The sequence below is a fragment of the Geothrix campi genome, from assembly GCF_024609265.1.
GTDB lineage: Bacteria > Acidobacteriota > Holophagae > Holophagales > Holophagaceae > Geothrix > Geothrix campi.
Genome location: NZ_JANHMP010000001.1, coordinates 1,908,944 through 1,926,983 on the forward strand (window position 1 = coordinate 1,908,944; position 18,040 = coordinate 1,926,983).

At 67.4% G+C, this 18,040-nt stretch carries 14 protein-coding genes and 1 rRNA gene; 2 read left to right on the forward strand and 13 right to left on the reverse strand.

The features are described 5' to 3' along the window. Nucleotides 1-8 precede the first annotated feature (8 nt). Entirely contained in the window at nt 9-1,922 is a 1,914-nt protein-coding gene (locus tag NOV65_RS08935) for a CxxxxCH/CxxCH domain-containing protein (RefSeq protein ID WP_257305969.1), read from the reverse strand. A 340-nt stretch (nt 1,923-2,262) separates the two neighbouring features. Here NOV65_RS08935 and NOV65_RS08940 point away from each other — a divergent pair, with 340 nt between their 5' ends. After that, the gene (locus NOV65_RS08940; protein WP_257305971.1) at nt 2,263-5,247 is read left to right on the forward strand and encodes a sensor histidine kinase; all 2,985 of its coding nucleotides are present in this window, start codon (nt 2,263-2,265) and stop codon (nt 5,245-5,247) included. Further along, nucleotides 5,244-5,888, forward strand: coding sequence for a response regulator (locus NOV65_RS08945; protein WP_257305973.1), 645 nt, complete (start codon nt 5,244-5,246; stop codon nt 5,886-5,888). Before NOV65_RS08940 ends, NOV65_RS08945 begins: the two co-directional genes overlap by 4 nt. 22 nt (nt 5,889-5,910) lie before the next feature. On the opposite strand, the gene NOV65_RS08950 is transcribed toward NOV65_RS08945, so the two are convergent. From NOV65_RS08950 to rrf, 12 genes are all read right to left on the reverse strand, one after another. Then, nucleotides 5,911-6,240, reverse strand: coding sequence for a DMT family protein (locus NOV65_RS08950; RefSeq protein WP_257305974.1), 330 nt, complete (start codon nt 6,238-6,240; stop codon nt 5,911-5,913). Between the two features lie 3 nt (nt 6,241-6,243). Continuing rightward, nucleotides 6,244-8,895, reverse strand: coding sequence for a hybrid sensor histidine kinase/response regulator (locus tag NOV65_RS08955; protein ID WP_257305976.1), 2,652 nt, complete (start codon nt 8,893-8,895; stop codon nt 6,244-6,246). 55 nt (nt 8,896-8,950) lie between these two features. After that, a complete protein-coding gene (rny, locus tag NOV65_RS08960) occupies nt 8,951-10,585 on the reverse strand; it encodes a ribonuclease Y (protein WP_425250847.1) in 1,635 nt (544 codons plus the stop codon). 232 nt (nt 10,586-10,817) lie between these two features. Further along, on the reverse strand, nt 10,818-11,177 hold the full coding sequence (gene zapA / locus NOV65_RS08965; RefSeq protein ID WP_257305981.1) for a cell division protein ZapA: 360 nt from the start codon (nt 11,175-11,177) through the stop codon (nt 10,818-10,820). Then, the gene (gene zapB / locus NOV65_RS08970; RefSeq protein ID WP_257305983.1) at nt 11,174-11,410 is read right to left on the reverse strand and encodes a cell division protein ZapB; all 237 of its coding nucleotides are present in this window, start codon (nt 11,408-11,410) and stop codon (nt 11,174-11,176) included. Before zapB ends, zapA begins: the two co-directional genes overlap by 4 nt. 34 nt (nt 11,411-11,444) lie before the next feature. Next, complete coding sequence (locus tag NOV65_RS08975; protein WP_257305985.1) at nt 11,445-13,367, reverse strand: phenylalanine--tRNA ligase subunit beta; 1,923 nt, start codon at nt 13,365-13,367, stop codon at nt 11,445-11,447. Then, a complete protein-coding gene (locus NOV65_RS08980) occupies nt 13,367-14,437 on the reverse strand; it encodes a phenylalanine--tRNA ligase subunit alpha (protein ID WP_257305987.1) in 1,071 nt (356 codons plus the stop codon). The genes NOV65_RS08975 and NOV65_RS08980 overlap by 1 nt, the downstream gene beginning before the upstream one ends. A gap of 83 nt (nt 14,438-14,520) precedes the next feature. Further along, entirely contained in the window at nt 14,521-14,868 is a 348-nt protein-coding gene (gene rplT, locus NOV65_RS08985; RefSeq protein ID WP_026853513.1) for a 50S ribosomal protein L20, read from the reverse strand. 188 nt (nt 14,869-15,056) lie between these two features. After that, the gene (gene rpmI / locus NOV65_RS08990; RefSeq protein ID WP_257305990.1) at nt 15,057-15,260 is read right to left on the reverse strand and encodes a 50S ribosomal protein L35; all 204 of its coding nucleotides are present in this window, start codon (nt 15,258-15,260) and stop codon (nt 15,057-15,059) included. 10 nt (nt 15,261-15,270) lie between these two features. Continuing rightward, on the reverse strand, nt 15,271-15,855 hold the full coding sequence (gene infC, locus NOV65_RS08995; protein WP_341849962.1) for a translation initiation factor IF-3: 585 nt from the start codon (nt 15,853-15,855) through the stop codon (nt 15,271-15,273). 74 nt (nt 15,856-15,929) lie between these two features. Continuing rightward, complete coding sequence (thrS, locus tag NOV65_RS09000) at nt 15,930-17,843, reverse strand: threonine--tRNA ligase (protein WP_257305992.1); 1,914 nt, start codon at nt 17,841-17,843, stop codon at nt 15,930-15,932. A gap of 79 nt (nt 17,844-17,922) precedes the next feature. Then, nucleotides 17,923-18,038, reverse strand: a 5S ribosomal RNA gene (gene rrf / locus NOV65_RS09005). Nucleotides 18,039-18,040: the final 2 nt, after the last annotated feature.

Below are 18,040 nucleotides of genomic sequence, written 5' to 3' on the forward strand. Positions count from 1 at the left end.
TGGAACCGTCAGTTCCAGGTGTTGTTGGCGGTGGTGTGGGTGGTCCCGTGACAGGTGAGGGCACAGCCGCCGAGGCCCTGGGTGGAGGCCGTGACGGTGTAAGTGAGCGCGCCCGTGGCCGGGGTGGCGCCACCTCCGAACTTGATGGTGTCGCTGGGGAACTGGTCCGAAGGCGTGCCCGTGGGGGCCCCGCTGACAGCCGTGGTGTTCAGGTACTTGAAGTGGTTTTGCGCGCCAGGCTTGGCCAGCGTCATGTCGTGGCAGTAGTCGCAGGTCTGGTTGTGGTCGTTCGGGTTGTTGTGGCGGCCGATGGCGTCGTTGTACTGGGTGGCCGTGGACGTGATCTGGTGGCAGGCCAGACAGTAGGTCGTGGCGTTCACCGCGAGTTTGCCGGTCTGCCAGCTGGGGGTTGTCTGCCCACCATGGCAGCTCACGTTGGAGCAGGTGAGCGCAGTGGTGCTGAACCCGGCGGCACCGGACATGGCGTTGAAGGTGGCCGAGATGGCGACTGGGGCCGGGGAGGTGGGCAGAGCGACCCGGGCGTTGGCGCTGTTGTAGTGCGTAAGGCTGCCCGCACCGACGCCGTTGTGGCAGGTATTGCAGGTCAGGGCCGTGGGCAGCCCCAGGTGCTTGGCATGGGCCCCGGCGATGCTGGGGAAGGCGGTGCCGGTGGGACCGGCGGGGAGTCCCGCGGGTCCGGTGTGGCACGAGAGGCACGTTCCCGGGCCACTGCCCGCAGCCAGGGGCGAGGCCGCCTGGTGGCAGATGGCGCAGGCAGGGGCCGCGCCCACCGGGGAGGTGCCGGATACGGCATGGCACGAGGCGCAGTTCGCAGTGAACTGCGCCTGGGTCACGGTGGTGTGATTGGCGTCGGTGAAGGGAATCGGGTGGTTGGCAGCGGCGGGACCATTCGAGTGGCAGCCGACCGTGCCGTGAACACCGTTGTCGTACGAGGCTGAGTAGCAGCTTGGAGCCGCAGGCAGGGGCGCCGTCCGGCCCTTAGTGAGACCGTCGTGGCAAGTCCCGCAGGCACCCAGGTTGCCCGCGTTGCGGTGGGAGGGCACATAGCCTGGGAAGGTCTGGACCGGGTCCTGGTACCAGGTCGTGGAGTGGGCGAAGGCCGCCGTGTGGCAGGTGGAGCAGGCCGTTGCGGCCGTGCCACCATCGAACTTCGGAGTGCCGGGCGCGCCATGGCAGCTCTGGCAATAGAGCAGATCCTTCTTGGCCTCAATGCCATGGAAAGCGGTGCTGGTGGCGTCTGTCCAGATGGGACCGAGCGGGTGGGGGGCACCGGCGTTGGCGTGGCACAGCGTCGCGTTGTAGCAGCCGGGTTGCGTGCCCGCCGGGGCCGGTGTGGAAGGATGCCCAACGGGGTTGTTGGGGGAGCCTGGATAGTGGCACTGGGCGCAGACCGCCGCATTGGAGGGGTCCGCCGTGGTGTGCGTGTGGGACGATCCCGCGGAGAGGCGCCAGGGTTTGGGGGGATGCGGCGCCTGGACGCCGTGGCAGGTCGCGCAGGCGTTCGCCGAACCGCCGCCCGAGAAGTCCTTCCCATGGCAGATCTGGCAGGAGGCGAAGCTCCCGCCGGAAGGCCCCGCCGCCGCCTTCGCCCGGAGCCCGTGGATATCCGCGTTCGCCCAGCCGGGCTGGGTCCCATGGTGGCAGGCCGACGTCATGCACGAGGGCACGCCGCTGCCGACCTTTAGGACCGTCAGTTCGTGGCACGTCGTGCAGCTGGCTAGATCGGCCAGGGCCTTCCCGCCGTGCACATCCACCCAACCGGCGAGGTGATAGTTCCCGTAGTACTGCACCGCGCCGGAGGCACCCTTTCCCCTCCCGCACCCGACCAGGGCCACCGCCAAGGCGAAGGCGGCGAGAAGAAGGCCAGACCATCCAGTCAGCCAAGCGGAGGTCCTGTTCATGGCGGCACCTCGGGAAGACAGTTGGCCCCTGGGGCGGGGCGTTGGGGGCGGGGAGCTGGCGGAGCGAGGGAGCTCGGGATCGGCGTGAGAGGCGGCCGGGTTATCCGCACGAATCCACGCATGCTTGAGCACCTAGGAAAAGGCGTCAAGCGACCGAGATGGGGTTTTGGTACCTCAACGTCCCTGAGCTGCAGGAGCTGTGGACTGGTGGGGGTTGAAAGACACGATCTCCCAGGGGTACGCCACTTGTCGATACACCGAATGAACCTTGTTCTTAAACCTTTCTGCCTAAGAGATCCTCATTGCCCACGGGCGCTGGATGGCCTAACCTGCTGCTTCCATGACCATCATATGGGCCGACTTCCACCGCCTCCGCCGGGGCTGGGCTGGATGGCACTTTGCCGTCGCCCTGTCGCTTTGGAGCACCCTATCCGGCCCGCTCATCGCCTTGGCTTCGATCCCACCCCGGCCCCAGGGGCAGATCCATCGGATCTGGCGCGGCGAGGCGGGCCTGGCGCAGGACACCGTCACGACCCTGCTGGAAGGCCGCGACGGGTACCTGTGGATCGGCACCGAGGACGGCCTGTTCCGGTTCGATGGGGCCCGGTTCGACCGCTTCTCCCGAACCGAGGCACCCGTCTTTTCCCACGATGATGTGCGAGGGCTGGCTGAAACCCCGGATGGCAGCCTGTGGATCGGGACCTCGGAACCGGGGCTCTTCCGCCTGAAGAACGGCACCTTCATCGCACTCGGTTCGGCGGAAGGTCTGCCCGAGCGCCCCATCCTCCACCTGCTTGCCGACTCCAAGGGCACCGTCTGGGCGGCCCCGGCGGAGGGCCCGCTCCTGCGTCTGACCGGTGAACGGTTCGAGCCGGTCCCGTGCGATGCCGCCCAGCTGCGGATCCAGGCCATGGCCGCCGACCGCGAGGGCAATCTCTGGATCGGCGCCGCCGGTTCTGGGCTTTGGCGCTTCCGCAACCGGCGGCTGGAACTCGTCACCCTGTCCGCCGGGGACATCACGGCCCTGGAATTGGATGCCAGCGGAACCGTGTGGGTGGGAACCCGGACTCAGGGGCTGCTCACCCTCGTGGAGGGCCATCTGGAGCCCTCGGCTGGAAACGGAGCCCTGCCCGCCAGATCCATCACCACTCTCCGGGCCGACCGGGGCGGAGGCCTGTGGATCGGGACGGAGCATGCGGGCCTGTTCCACCGGACCCGCGACGGCCGGGTGGAGGCGGCTCCCGACGGACCGCAGGTTCGTTGGACCGTGCTCTGCCTGCTGGAGGACCGGGCGGGCACGCTGTGGGTGGGGAGCGAGGACCGCGGCCTTCGCGCCACCTTTGCCGTGCCGTTCAAAGCGGTGCCGGTGAAGGGTCCGGAACCTGAGGCGGCGGCCCGGATGGTCTGCCAGGACTCGGCTGGCACGGTGTGGTGCCTCACGGGGGACCAGTCCCTCGGCCAAGTCCGCGAGGGTCACATCGAGCCGGTCAACATCGCCGGAATGCCGGGCCCCGGCCCCATCTCCGCCCTGTGGCCCCGCCGAAGCGGGGGCCTCTGGCTGGGCACCCAAGGCGGTGGGCTGTTCTTCCTGGAGCGCGGGAAGGCCCAGGCCGTGGCCTGGCAAGACGGGCCCCGGCCCGATGGGATCCTCTCCCTTTACGAAGATCCTGCCGGCCTCCTGTGGATCGCCACACCCCGCCAGGGCCTGCTGAAGCTTCCGCCCAACGGGGCCCCGCGGATCTTTCCCCTGGCCCGGGGCGTGGCCGCCATGGCTGGCGGCGGTGCCGTCCCCCTCTATCTGGCCAGCCCTTCGCAGGGTCTCGGGATCCTGGACGACGAAGGGCTGCACTGGTTCGGGCCAGCTCAGGGGCTGGGATCCGCCGGGGTCCAGGCGCTGCATCTGGATGCCGCGGGCGCCCTCTGGGTGGGCACCGCGGACGGCCTGCGCCTCTTTCAGAACGACTCGTTCCGTGGGTTCGCCAGCCCGGAGGGACTGCTGAAGACCAGCATCCACGCCATTCTGGAGGACGCGGATCAGAACCTCTGGCTCAGCACCAGCCAGGGGGTGCTGCGGGTGTCGCGATCCGCCCTGATCCAGGGCCTCCCGGCCTCCGGCCCCTCTCCCCTCGCCGCCTTTGATCATTGGGACGGCCTGCCGGCCCGGGAAACGCACGGGGGTCCCCAGCCTGCCGCCTGGCTCACGCAGGAGGGGGAGATCTGGGTGCCCACCAGCCGGGGCATGGCCCACGCCGATTGCCACGATCTGCCCCCTGCTTCTCCACCCCTCCGCTTGCGCCTGGTGAAAGTGCTGAGCGACGAATCGGCGCTTCCGGTCCAAGGCCCCCTGAACCTGGCGCCGGGCAGCCACCGGCTGGAGATCCACTACACGGGCATCAGCCTCACGGGCGCCGAGAAAGTGCGATTCCGATACCGCATGGAGGGGATCGACCCGGGCTGGAACGAAGTCGGGGACCGCCGGTTCGCGGTGTACTCGAACCTGCCCCCGGGCAAGCGCCGCTTCCTCCTCCAGGCCTGGCGGCCGGGCGAACTCGCCCCCGCCCAGGAGGTGTCCCTGGAGGTCGCGGTCCAGCCCTTCTTCCACCAGCGCCCGGTATTCTGGGTCCTGTGCGCCGCCGGCGCCGGGCTCTTCGGGTGGTGGTTGCTGCGCCTCCGCCTCCAGCAGGTCGAGGCCCGCTCTGCCGTCCTGGATGAACGCAACCGCATGGCCCGGGAGATCCACGACCATCTGGCCCAGGGTTTCACGGGCGTCCTGCTGCAACTCGAGGCCGCCGAAGCCAGGCTGGCCCGCATGGAAGGCGACCCCGAGCCGGTGCTCACGCGCATCGGCCATGCCCGCGAACTGGCTGCCGCCAGCCTCCAGGAGGCCCGCCGCTCCGTGATGGCCCTGAGCCCCCGCAAGCCCGAAGGCACCGACCTGCTGGAGTCCATCCGCATCCTTTCCGATCGCCTGCTCGCAGGCACGGGCATCCGGGTGGAACTGGCCCAGTCGGGGGAACCGAGGCGCCTGGATTCCCGCCTGGAAGAGGAACTGCTGCGCATGGCCCAGGAGGCCCTCACCAATGCCCTCCGCCATGGCAAGGCGCAGTGGGTGCGCGTCACCGTCCAGCACGGGGCGCGCCAGGTGGGCCTCCGCATCGAGGACGACGGCCGGGGCTTCGACCCCGCCGCTGGCGCTGCGGGCTATGGCCTTCGCAGCATTCGTGAAACCCTGAAGCAGCTCCACGGCCACATCGATATCGACAGTGGACTCGGCCGGGGAACTCGCATCACCATCATCCTGCCCCTTCGGAGGTGGCGCCCATGACCACGATCCCTTCCGCTCCGATTCGTCTGCTCATCGTGGACGACCACCCGGTGGTGCGTGATGGCCTCGTCGCCATCCTCCATCAGGCGGAACCCGACCTCGAAGTGGTCGGCGAGGCGGGCGACGGCAAGGAGGCCGTGACGGCCTGGCGCACCCTGCGTCCCACGGTCACCATCATGGATCTCCAACTGCCCGGGCAGACGGGTGTAGAGGCCATCACCGCCATCCGGCGGGAGGACCCGGACGCGCGCGTCCTGGTGCTGACCACTTTCGATGGTGACGCCGACATCCAGCGCGCCCTGGAAGCCGGGGCCCGGGGCTACCTGCTGAAGAACATGCGGCGGGGCACCCTCATCGAGGCCGTCCGCGCCGTGGCCGCAGGGCAGCGGTACCTGCCGCCCGCCACTGCCGCGCGGCTGGTGGAGGGGATGGAATCCGAGCGGCTCACCGCCCGGGAACTGGATGTTCTGCGCCTCCTCGCCCAGGGGCAAAGGAACCGCGAGATCGCCGACGAACTCGGCCTCGCGGAACCCACGGTGAAAATCCACGTGAACAACCTGCTGCGGAAACTCCAGGTGAAGGACCGCACCGAGGCCACCATGGTCGCCCTTCGGCGGGGCATCATCCACATGGAGCCATGAAGGGGGGGTCCGCTGCTTCTGGCTACTTCCGGAACATGAAGAACACGGCGCCCACCAGGCAGAGCCCCGCCCAGAGATGGTTGAGGTGCAGCCGCTCCCGCATCCATGCCACCGCAAACACGGCGAACACCAGGAGCGTCACCACCTCCTGGATCACCTTCAGCTGCGGAAGGGTGAAGCGTCCGAAGCCCACGCGGTTCGCGGGGACCATGAGGCAGTATTCAAAGAAGGCAATGCCCCAGCTGGCCAGGATCGCCAACCACAGCGGGCTGTCCCGATGGTGCTTCAGATGCCCGTACCAGGCGAAGGTCATAAATACATTGCTGAGGACGAGCAGCAGGACCGTGCGCATGGATCAACTTTCCAGGATGTCCTGGATCTTGGCCAGCAGTTCCCTGGGGCCATAGGGCTTCTGGATGAATCCCTTCAGTCCCTTGCCCCGGAAGCGGCCCATGGACTCGACTTCGTTGTAGCCCGAGCTCAGGACCACGCGGAGGTCGGGCTGGAGCAGCCGCATCTCGCGGAAGGCCTCCTCGCCGCCCATCCGGGGCATGGTCATGTCCAGGAGGACGACACCGATGGCCGACCCCCGGGCCCGCACCAGGTCCACAGCCTCCTGGCCATCCTGGGCCTCCAGCACCTGGAAGCCCTTCATCTCCAGGGTCTGCCTGGCCACGGCCCGCACGGTCTCGTCGTCATCCACCACCAAGACCAGGCCGCTGCCCGTCCACTGCGATTCCTCCATCTGGGCGGCCTCGCCCTCGGTGCCCATGCCCAGGGCCGGCAGGAGCACCTTGAAGGTGGTTCCGTGGCCCGGCTCCGAGTACACGCGCAGAGCCCCCTTGTGGCCCCGGACGATGCCCATGATGGCGGAGAGACCCAGGCCCCGGCCCGTGAACTTGGTGGTGAAGAACGGTTCGAAGATGCGGCTCAAGGTGTCCTGGTCCATGCCGCAGCCGGTATCCGCCACCTCCAGATACACGTAGATGCCCGGGACCACGTCCTGGCCTACGAGCATGGTCTGGGCCGCGACCTCGTTCACGCGCTGGGCCCCGGTGGTGAGGGTGATCGACCCAGAGGCCTCGCCGATGGCCTCCGCGGCATTGATGACCAGGTTCATGATCACTTGCTGGATCTGGGAGGCATCCGCTGATACCGCGGGCAGCCCCTTCTGCAGTCTGAGGTTGAGCACCACGGTCTTCGGGAGGCTCACCTCCAGCAGGTGGAGCATCTCCTCCACCTGGACCGTGAGGTCCAGATTCCGCACCTCGAACCGCCCGCGGCCCGAATAGGCCAACATCTGGCGGGTCAAGTCCGCGGCCCGCTGGCCCGCCTTCTGGATGGCCTCCAGGTTGCGTTTGACGGGGTGGAGGGGGTTGAGCTGCTCCAGCGCCAGGCCTGCATGCCCCAGGACGCCCATGAGCAGGTTGTTGAAGTCGTGGGCGATGCCCCCCGCCAGGACCCCCAGGCTTTCCATCTTTTGGGCCTGGAACAGCTGCCGCTCAAGGAGGGCGCGCTCCGCCTCGGTCCGCTTCTGCTCCGTGAGGTCGCGGAACACGGCGTGGTAGATGCGCTCAGAATCCAGGAGGTACTGGGTGATGGCCACCTCGCAGGGGATCTCGCGGCCACTCGCATGAAGGAAGGTCCACTCGAACCGGTTGCGGAGTCCCGTCTTCACTTCCGCCAGGAAGGCCAGGGCCGCCTCTCGGCTGGGCGCCCCCGCGGGTTGCAGGGCCGGGCTCAGGTGGATGGGATCGAGCCCCATCAGGGCCTGCCTCCGGTGCCCGAGCAGATCCTCGGCGGCCTTGTTCACGTCCAGGATCAGGCCCCGGGCCAGGAGGGCCGTGGGGTCCGGCGATTGCTCGAACAGCAGTCGGAATCGGTTCTCCTGCGCCTCCAAGGCCTTCAGGGCGTGGAGACGGTTCAGCACCAGGCCGGCGGTTTCCGCCAGGCCCTGAATGGCCTCGAACTGCTCTTCAGAGATCGCCACGTGGCCCTGATCTCCGTAGGATCCCCCGCTGAGCGATCCGACCACGGTGTGCTCATGGGCCAGGGGCAGCCCCACCCAGGTGCGGAGGGGCCCCGGCCAAGCCTGCCAACCCGGCCGGGCCGGGAGATCCTCCCAGCGGCGGATGTGGACCGCCTTCTGCCGGAGGTGGACCCGCTCGAGGATGGGATCTCCATCCACGGGATCGGGCCTCCGGATGGCTTCGACCGTGCCAAAGGCTTCCAGGCCGGGGGTCCAATGGGTGGTGCGGCAGGTGCGGGTCGAGGGATCGTACCGGTTGAACCACCACTCCGGCAGGGGGGCGAGTTTTCTGGCCCATTGGAACAGCTGGGCGACCAGGACGTCCTCGTCTGCCGCCTCGGCCAGATCGTGCACGGCCCGGGCCAGATCCCGGAACAGGAGGGCCGTTTCCGCGAGACGGGCCTCCGCCTGGATGCGCTCCAGGACCAGGGCGCTGATCCGGGCGAGGCTCTGGAGGACGGCCCGCATTTCCTCGTCCGGGAAGAAGGCCCCTTCCTCCTGGAAGGTGGCCGCGAAGAGCACCCCCGTGAGGCGCCCCTCGAAGACCAGGGGCACGCCGAGCAGGCTCCGAAGGGCTGTGGCCTCTACCAGGGGCGGCGGCACCATTCCCGGCGAGGCCAGGGCGTCCGTGACCCAGCCCAGCCGATGGTGATCGCAGATCTCCCGCACCAGCCCCGTGTCGAGGAGGGAGAGGCCGGAGGCCTGGAGCACCGGCCCGAGGCGTGCCTTCAGGACCGGGGTGAGAGCGGCCAGGTCCAAGACTCTCCGGTCCTCGCGTTCGTCGACCCTGCCCAGGAACCAATGGGCGCCCGGCAGGATCTCCGACGCGCGGCCGAGAAGCACCCGGGAGACCTCCTCGCGGGTGCGGGCGAGGCCCAGGGAATAGATTCCCTCCGCGTGGTGTCGCCTCAGTTCCGCCGCACCCGCAGCCTCACCGGAAGGGGTGGAATCAGGGGGCTGGGGCGGGGTGGCGTCCACGGGCGGCTGACCGACAGGAGATGTCTGTCAGGACTCTATCAGACGCGTCCCATCCCTATCGTGCGATTTCCACCGCCCGGAGTTCCCGCATGACCGTGACCTTGATCTGGCCGGGGTACTGCATCTCGGATTCGATGCGGCGGCTGACATCCTTGGCGATCCAGTAGGCCTGGTCGTCGTTGACGGAGCCGGCGTCCACCAGGATGCGGATCTCGCGCCCGGCCTGCATGGCGTAGCTCTTCTGCACGCCCTTGTAGCTGCCGGCGATCTCCTCGAGCTTCTCGAGGCGCTTGACGTAGGTCTCCAGCATCTCGCGGCGGGCCCCGGGGCGGGCGGCGCTGAGGGCGTCGGCGGCCGTGATGAGCATGGCCTCCACCGTGCGGGGTTCGAAGTCCCCGTGGTGGCAGCTCATGGCGTGGATGACCTCTTCCTTCTCGCCATAGCGCTGCATCAGCTGCATGCCGATCTCGATGTGGGTGCCCTCCACCTCGCGGTCAATGGCCTTGCCGATGTCGTGGAAGAGCCCTGCGCGCCGGGCCAGCCGGGCATCCGCGCCCATCTCGCCGGCCATGTACTCGGCGATGCGGGCGACTTCCTTGGTGTGCTCCAGCACGTTCTGGCCGTACGACGTGCGGTAGTTCAGGCGGCCCACCAGCTTGTGCATCTTGGGGTGGACATCCGGGAAGCCCAGCTCGATGCAGGCGGCCTCGCCGATCTCCTTCAGGTGCTGGTCCATGTCCACCTTGACCTTCTCCACCACCTCCTCGATGCGGGCGGGGTGGATGCGGCCATCGGCCAGCAGCTTGAGGATGGCCTGCCGGGCCACTTCTCGGCGGATGGGGTCGAAGCTGGAGACGACGATGCTCTCCGGCGTGTCATCCACGATGAGGTCGCAGCCCGTGGCCTTCTCCAGGGCGCGGATGTTGCGGCCCTCGCGGCCGATGATGCGACCCTTGAGGTCGTCGCTGGGCAGCTGGACCGAGCTCACAGACTGCTCTGCCACCACATCCGAGGCCACGCGCTGGATGGCGGCGCCGATGGTCCAGCGCGCCTTCTTGGCGGCCTCCTCCTGAGCCTCCTCGTCGATGCGCCGCACCAGCTTGGCGGCATCCATCTTCGCGGCGTATTCGAGCTGGCTGATCAGTTCCTTCTTGGCGTCCTCGCGGGTGAGACCAGCCACCTCCTCGAGGCGCTTCGCCTGGGCCTCCACGAGCAGTTTCGCCTCCGCCTGCTGAGCTTCCAGCTTCTCGAGTTCGGCCTTGCGCTTCTCGGCCAGGGTCTCGAGATCCTTGGCCTTCTGCTCCACCTGCTGAAGCTTCTTGTCCAGGCCCTCTTCCTTGGATTGGAGGCCGGTTTCCTTCGATTGGAGCCGCTGCTCCTGCTTTTCCAGATTGGACTGGCGTTCGGCCAGCAGCTTCTCGGCCTCCTGCCGGGCATGGAGCGCCTGCTCCTTGGCCTTCAGATCGGATTCCTTGCGGAGGGCCTCCGCCTCCTGCTCGCCCCGCTCCCGAAGCCGCTGGGCCTCGCGCTTGGCCTCTTCCAGCAGCTTCTCGCGCTGGACCTTGACGTCGGCTTCGGCGCGGGCCTGGGCCTGGGAGGCGTCCACCGTGGCCTTCTGCGCCCGCAGGGCCATCAGCAGGCCGACGCCGGCCGCGGCGAAGAAGAGGAGGAGAAAAATCCAGCTGATCAGGTTCATGGGCGACTCCAGGGAATGAGGATCCGAAGAGCCACCAGCATCAGAATGTGAAAGAAAATCCCCGCTCAGTCGTGGAGGCTTGCCGAGTTCCCTAGTTAGTAGGGGGGAGACCAGAATCCCTGGCTAAGGCGCGCCGACGCGCGGAACGCACAGGACAGGGGGAAGGTCTCCCAGGTCGACTTACGGAACAAGCGCTTGGCCATGATCACGGGCCTCGCAGGGAAAATCAGTCTCCGTCCTCGTCGAGGAATGGCACGGGGGCGGAAGGTTCGTCCGGAACATCGTTCAGCAACTTCGAAAGAGTCTGTTCCAGGTTCTGGTTGTGCTGGTTGGCTTCCTGTTCCAGGCGCGCCACGCGGTGCGCCAAGTTCAGGGCGCCCAGGAGGTACCAGGACGGGGTGTCGAGGCCCTTCGGGACGCTCCCCCATCTTAACTGGCATTGCGAATCCATGTCGCGGAAGGTCTCTTCCAGGATCCGGACGGCGGCCGCCAGGGTCTCGGGCCGCTCCGTCTGGACCTGGAGCTCCCGCCCCAGGACCGACACCGAGGCGGTCTGGACGCCCGGCAGGGGCGGCTGGGATTTCATCCCAGGGCCTCCAGGGCCTGCAGGATGGCGGCCACCTGCGTCTTCACCGCCTCGCGGTCCTTCTCCAGGGCCGTCTTCTCGGCCAAGGCCTCCTCCAACCGGGCCCGGAGGGACTGCAATTCCTGGTCTCCGGCCGCCCCGGCGGCTTTCAGTGCATCTAGCTCTTCCTTCAGCTGGTTACGCTGTTGGACGAGGGATTGCATCTTCGATTCGAGTTGTTTCAGCAGGTCCATGGATGCCTCTCTGGGGATTCTACGCCCGCAACCCCTAGGCCCGCAGCTTGGCGCCGAGGGATTCCGCCGCAGCCAGGGCCGAGGCCATCCACTCGTCCACCTCGCCTCCGACCAGCGTCCGGTCCGCCTGGAAGCGCAGGCGCATCAGCCAGGCCTGACGGCCTTCGGGCAGGCTCTTGTGCCGGAACACGTCCACGCAGCGGAGATCCTGGAGCGTGTCCCCCGGCACGGCCGCCCGCATGGCCGCCGCCAGGGCCTCGTGGGACTGGCCCAGGTCCACCAGGAGGGACAAGTCGCGCTCCACGGCAGGGAAGCGGCTGAAGGGGCGGAAGGTAGGGATGATCCGCGCCCCGGCTTGGGGCAGATCCGACACGGGGAGCTCGAACCCGAACAGGCCTTCGCCCAGGGAGCGCACCTCGGGCCGCGAGGTCAGACCCAGATCGAGAGCCATGCCGACGAGGTCGGCTTCCCGCACGGGCCGGGCGGGGCTCAGGTAGTCCTCGCCCCCCAGGGTGCCGCCCCAGGCGAGGCCCAGGGTATACCGCTCGGTGGGCCCCTCCGGGCCACTGGTGTAGGTGGGGGCCACCTCGAAGAGGCGGACTTCCCGAGCGCCCTGGCGGAGGTTCTGCTCCGCCGTCGCCCGGAGGCTGGACAGCAGGGTCCCCCGCATCACCGAATACTCCTGCCCGAGGGGATTGGCCAGGGTGCGCCCTTCGGGGGCGTTGTCCTGCGCCGCAAAGGCGGCGTCTGCCTCCGGGCTGATGAAGCCGTAGGTCACGGTCTGGTGGAAGCCCAGGTGCGCCAGACGACGGGCCAGCGCCTGCCGCTGGAGGTACCCCGCGGCGAGGGGCCGGGGGGGACCCTCCAGGGCCGGGAGCACCGAAGGAATGTGCTCGTAACCACGGAGGCGCAGCACCTCTTCCGCCAGATCATCCGGGATGGTCAGGTCGTGGCGCCAGGTGGGCGGCTGGACGATCAGGGCCCCGGCCTTCACCGTCACCTCGCAGCCCAGGCGGCGCAGGATTCCGGAGGCTTCGGCCAGGGTCAATGGCTCGCCCGCCACGCGCATGAACATGGCCTCTGGCAGCAGCACGGAGGCATCGGGCGCGGGCAGGGAACCCGCGGTCCAGGCTCCTTCCAGGGTGGCGCCAGCCCAGGTCTGGAGGCGATCCACCAGGAGGTCCCGGGCCACCACGGCCATGCCGGGATCCGCGCCCCGACCGAAGCGATGGGAGGCGTCCGTATGCAGGTTGTGGCGGCGGGCCGTGGCGCGCACGGTCTTCGGGTCGAACCAGGCGCTCTCCAGCAGCACGCGGCGGGTGGTTTCTGTCACCTTGGTGCCCTCGCCGCCCATGACGCCAGCCAGGGCGATGGGGCCGGCCTCGTCGGCGATGACGAGATCCTGGGCTGCCAGCGAGCGGGTCACGCCATCCAGCGTCACCAGGGTTTCTCCGGCCTTAGCCCAGCGCACGGACACCGCGCCTTGGATGCGGTCCGCATCGAAGGCGTGGGTGGGATGCCCGTAGCGGTGCAGCAGCTCATTGGACGCGTCCACCGCGGGGAGGCATTTCGGAGACGATTCCAGGGCCCGCAGGAAGGCCTGGGCCTCCAGTGGGGTGGTGCCCTTCCCGAGGCTCAGCAGGGCCGTGGCGTAGAGGGGACAGGCGGGGCTTTCCAGGCGCACGGGAACCCTGGGCGCACCCTCGTGCACCGAGGGCGGGGCCACGGGTGCCAGGGGTTGCTGGAGCTTCGCGGCCACTTCGCGGGCCATGCCGCGGTGGGACATGGCGTCGCCACGATTGGCGGTGATATCCACATCCACCACCTCGGTGCCTTCCCGGGACGCGACGCCATCCACGGGGAAGCCCAGGGCGGCCAGCAGCTCGCAGAGCTGGCGGGTGTCCAGGGCCGCGGCGGCGGGGATTTCAGCGGCGAGGGCCTTGCGTTCGATCCACATCAGTCGAGCCCTCCCATGGCCTTGAGAAAGCGCTGGTCGTTCTCGAAGAACAGGCGCAGGTCCGGTGTCTGGCTCAACATCATGGCCATGCGCTCCACGCCCATGCCGAAGGCCCAGCCGGACCACTCCTCGGGGTCGATGCCGGCATACCGGAGCACGTTCGGGTGGAGGAGACCCGCACCCAGAATCTCGACCCAGCCGGAGCCCTTGCACACGCGGCAGCCCTTGGCGTCACACAGCGGGCAGCTCACGTCCACCTCGCAGCCTGGTTCCACGAAGGGGAAGTACGAAGGCCGCAGGCGGATCTCCGTGTGGGGGCCGAACAGCGCGCGCAGGGCGTATTCCAGCGTGCCCTTGAGGTGCTGCATGCCGATGTCGTGGCCCACAAGCATGCCCTCCACCTGGTGGAACATGGGGCTGTGGGTGGGGTCGATCTCATCCTTGCGGTAGACGCGGCCCGGTGCCAAAAACCGGATGCCACCGTGCCGTTCCAGGCTCGGCGCCACGCGCAGGAGGGTGCGCACCTGCACGGGACTGGTGTGTGTGCGGAGCAGCAGCTCCGGATGGGCAGCGAGGTAGAAGGTGTCTGACGAAGCCTTGGCCGGATGATCCTCGGGGATGTTCAGGCCGTCGAAGTTGTGAGCCTCGGTCTCGATCTCCGGGCCCTCCTCCACATGGAAACCCAGGGGGCGGAAGACCTCCACCAGCCGGTCCATGAGGCGGTTCAGGGGATGGAGCGCGCCGCGGGCCGGCACCGGCGGAGGCAGCGAAGGGTCCCAGCTTGAGGCCAGCGCGTTCAGGTTCTTCTTCGCCGCCTCCAGCTCCGCCTGGCGGGCCTTGAGGCCCTCCTCCCACTGCTGCTTGAGGGCGTTGATGGCCGCACCCAGGTCCCGCTTCTGCTCCTTGGGCGCGCCCTTCAGCAGCTCCATCAGGCGGGCCGCATGGCTGCCCTCCCGGCCCACGTAGGCACCCTTCAGGCGCAGCAGGGCATCCAGGTCGCCACAGGCAGCCAGGGCCTGTGGAAAGGCGTGGCCCGCCTCGAGAATCTCGACTGGGAGCAGGTGGTCCATGGATCCCTCTGAGCAGGTGTCTCGAAACAAAGAAAGGCCGCTCACGCGGCCTTTCGGGTGTCTGCGATGTGCTGCGTTCGCGATCAGCCCTTGGCCACGGCCACGAGCTTGGTAAACGCTTCAGGATTGCGCACGGCCAGATCCGCGAGGATCTTGCGGTCGAGATCCACGGAGGCCTTCTTCAGGCCGCCCATGAACTTGGAGTAGCTGGTGCCGTTCTGCGTGCAGGCGGCGCTGATGCGCACCACCCAGAGACGGCGGAAGTCGCGCTTCTTGACCTTGCGGTCCCGGTAGCCGTAGCCGAGGGCCTTCTCGACGGCTTCCTTGGCGGACCGGTACAGGCGGGACTTGGCGCCGTAGAAGCCCTTGGCGAACTTCATCATGCGCTTGCGGCGCTGGGCACGCTTGAAACCGCGTTTTACACGAGTCATGTGCTTTCCTTTCCTCGAGGCAGCTCAGAACGAGCGTTTGAAGGCCTCATCGGGGGTGGCCTCAGCCACCGGGTTGAACCACTGATTCTAGGACCGGTGGCTGGGGAGAACAAGCGCGAAGCAGGCTATGCCTGCGCGGCGCGCGGGGGCTTGGGGGTGTGCGCGCAGCGCGGAACCCCCAAACGACATCACGCGTACGGCAGCATCGCGGCGACGGCCTTCTGGTCGGCCTTGGCCACCATCGCGCCCATGTCCAGCTGACGCTTCCGCTTCGCGGTCTTCTTGGTCAGGATGTGGCGCTGGTGCGAGCAGCCGCGCTTAAACTTGCCGCCGGCGGTCTTCTTGAAGCGCTTCTGGGCGCCCTTGTGGGTCTTGATCTTGTAACCGCTCATGGGTTCCTCGCTAGATTTGAGCTTCGGTGGCTGGCGTTTCGGGTGTGGCAGGCTTGGGTTTCTTGGGCGCCTTGGGGACTTCGATGATCCGGGGAGCGAGGATGGCGTGCATGTCGCGTCCATCAATGCCGGCGCCCTTTTCGACGATGGCCTTGTCCCCGACTCGCTGGATGACTTCCTCAATGATCCGGTAGCCGATGTCGCGATGGACGACTTCGCGTCCGCGGAACATGACCACCACCTTGACTTTGTCTTCTTCCTCCAGGAACCGCAGGATGTGCTTCACCTTGAAGTCGAAGTCGTGGTCATCGGTCTTGGGGCGGAACTTCACTTCCTTGACCACAATGTTCTTCTGCTTGGCCCGGGCAGCGTGTTCCCGCTTCGCTTCCATGAACTTGTACTTGCCGTAGTCCATGATCCTGCAGACGGGCGGGTTGGCATTTCCGGCCACTTCCACCAGATCCAAACCACGTTCTTCTGCGATCCGGATGGCCTGGTTGGGGGGCATCAAGCCGAGCTGTTCGCCATCTTCGGAGATGACGCGGACCTCGGGGGCCCGGATGCCGTCGTTGATGCGGGTCTCGTTAGGACGAATGGTTCCTCCCCTAGTTGCACAAGGACAAAAAGTCTACCACTTGGATGGATTCTCGCCAAGCAAGGAAAACAGGTTCAACGCTGCCGTCCCTGCACTTCGGTCGCGAGGGCCGTCAGGAACCCGTCCAGGGGCTGCACGCCCAGGTCACCCCGGTGCCGGTGCCGGACGGACACCGTGCCCGCCTCGGCCTCGCGATCCCCGATCACCAGCATGTAGGGCACCTTGGCCAACTGGGCATCGCGTATCTTGGCCTTCAGGCTTTCGTTGCGCTGGTCCAACTCGGCCCGGAGCCCCAGGGCCTTCGCGCGGGCGGCGACTTCAGTGGCAAAGGCATTGGCCCGATCGGTGATGGGCAGGATGGCCACCTGCGTGGGCGCGAGCCAGGCCGGGAAAGCCCCTCCGGTGTGCTCCACCAGGATGCCCATGAAGCGCTCCAGGCTGCCCAGGATCGCCCGGTGCAGCATGACGGGGCGCCCCTCGGTGCCGTCGGCCTTGGTGTAGTTCAGGTCGAAGCGCTCGGGCAGCATGTAGTCCACCTGGAGGGTGCCCAGCTGCCAAGGGCGCTTGAGGGCGTCCAGGATCTGGAACTCGATCTTGGGCCCGTAGAAGGCGCCTTCACCCGGATTCAGGGTATAGGGCATGCCGGCCTCGTCCAGAGCCTCGCCCAGGGCGCCTTCGGCCGCATCCCAGATCTCGTCCGAACCCAGGCGTTTCTCCGGGCGGGTCGAGAGGGCCACGCGCATGCCCTCGAAGCCGAAGGTGTCGTAGACCTCCTTCAGCAGGGCCAGGAAGGCGGCCATCTCGGTCTTGATCTGGTCGGGGGTGCAGTAGATATGGGCATCGTCCTGGCAGAACGTGCGGACGCGCGTCAGCCCGTGGGTGACGCCACTGCGCTCGTAGCGGTGCAGGCGACCGAAGTCCGCGTAGCGGATGGGCAGGTCGCGGTAGCTGTGCTTCTGGGCGCCGAACATGAGGCAGTGGCCGGGGCAGTTCATGGGCTTCACCGCGTATTCGCGTTCCTCGGCGGTGGTGAAGTACATGTTCTCAGCGTAATTCTCGTAGTGACCGCTGGTCTTCCATAGGGCCACATCCAGGATCTGGGGGGTAATCACTTCGTCGTAGCCGTACTTGAAGTACAGCTCGCGGATGTAGGTCACCAGCTCGTTGTAGACCTGGGTGCCCTTGGGGTGGAAGAAGGGGGAGGCCGGCGCCTCCGGATGGAAGGAGAAGAGCCCCAGCTCCTTGCCCAGCTTGCGGTGGTCGCGGGCCTTGGCCTCCTCAAGGCGCTTCAGGTGCTCGTCCAATTCCTTCTGGGTATGGAAGGCGGTGCCGTAGATGCGGCTGAGCATCTGGTTCTTCTCGTCACCCTTCCAATAGGCGCCCGCGATGCTGAGCAGCTTGAAGGCCTTCAGCTTCGAGGTGTTGGGCACGTGGGGGCCGCGGCAGAGGTCGTAGAAGTCCCCCTGCTTGTAGCCGCTGATGGTGTCGCCGGCCGGGATGCCCGACACGACCTCGACCTTCAGGGGTTCGCCCATGGCCTGGAACCGCGCTACGGCGGCATCCCGCGTCAGGTCCTCCCGTTCGACCTCGACGCCCTCGGCCACGATCTTCCGCATCTCGGCCTCGATGACCGGCAGATCCTCGGGTGTGAAGGGTTTCTCCACCCAGAAATCGTAGTAGAAACCGTCCTCGATGGTCGGACCGATGCCCACCCGGGCGTACGGGTAGAGGCGCTTCACTGCGTGGGCCAGCAGGTGGGCCGTGGAATGCCGGATCAATTCCAGGCTTTCCGGCGTCTTGCTGGTGACGATTTCGACTTTGGCCCCATTCGCCAGGGGGGCCTTCAGATCCGCCAGGTGGCCATCCACCTTGACGGCCAGGGCCGCCTCCAGGAGTCGAGCCCCAATACCGGCCGCCAGGTCGGTTCCGGTGGCACCCTCGGCCAGCTGCCGGAGGGAGTCGTCGGGAAGTCGGACCTCGATGGGCATGGATTCCTCGAAATAGGAGAAGAATTTTATCAGTAAAACAGCTCCGGGCCATCAAATGTGATGGCCCGGAGGGGATTTAACGTCGCAGCGACCTACTTTTCCACTCCTGTGAGGAGCAGTATCATCGGCCCTCCAAGTCTTAACTGCCGTGTTCGGGATGGGAACGGGTGTGACCCTTGGGGAAAAGCCACGACGAA

What these genes read in the sequence shown, in the direction of transcription:
- NOV65_RS08935 (WP_257305969.1), bottom strand. Translation starts at nt 1,922, where the DNA reads ATGAACAGGACCTCCGCTTGGCTGACTGGATGGTCTGGCCTTCTTCTC.
- NOV65_RS08940 (WP_257305971.1), top strand. Translation starts at nt 2,263, where the DNA reads ATGACCATCATATGGGCCGACTTCCACCGCCTCCGCCGGGGCTGGGCT.
- NOV65_RS08945 (WP_257305973.1), top strand. Translation starts at nt 5,244, where the DNA reads ATGACCACGATCCCTTCCGCTCCGATTCGTCTGCTCATCGTGGACGAC.
- NOV65_RS08950 (WP_257305974.1), bottom strand. Translation starts at nt 6,240, where the DNA reads ATGCGCACGGTCCTGCTGCTCGTCCTCAGCAATGTATTTATGACCTTC.
- zapA (WP_257305981.1), bottom strand. Translation starts at nt 11,177, where the DNA reads ATGAAATCCCAGCCGCCCCTGCCGGGCGTCCAGACCGCCTCGGTGTCG.
- zapB (WP_257305983.1), bottom strand. Translation starts at nt 11,410, where the DNA reads ATGGACCTGCTGAAACAACTCGAATCGAAGATGCAATCCCTCGTCCAA.
- NOV65_RS08975 (WP_257305985.1), bottom strand. Translation starts at nt 13,367, where the DNA reads ATGTGGATCGAACGCAAGGCCCTCGCCGCTGAAATCCCCGCCGCCGCG.
- NOV65_RS08980 (WP_257305987.1), bottom strand. Translation starts at nt 14,437, where the DNA reads ATGGACCACCTGCTCCCAGTCGAGATTCTCGAGGCGGGCCACGCCTTT.
- rplT (WP_026853513.1), bottom strand. Translation starts at nt 14,868, where the DNA reads ATGACTCGTGTAAAACGCGGTTTCAAGCGTGCCCAGCGCCGCAAGCGC.
- rpmI (WP_257305990.1), bottom strand. Translation starts at nt 15,260, where the DNA reads ATGAGCGGTTACAAGATCAAGACCCACAAGGGCGCCCAGAAGCGCTTC.
- thrS (WP_257305992.1), bottom strand. Translation starts at nt 17,843, where the DNA reads ATGCCCATCGAGGTCCGACTTCCCGACGACTCCCTCCGGCAGCTGGCC.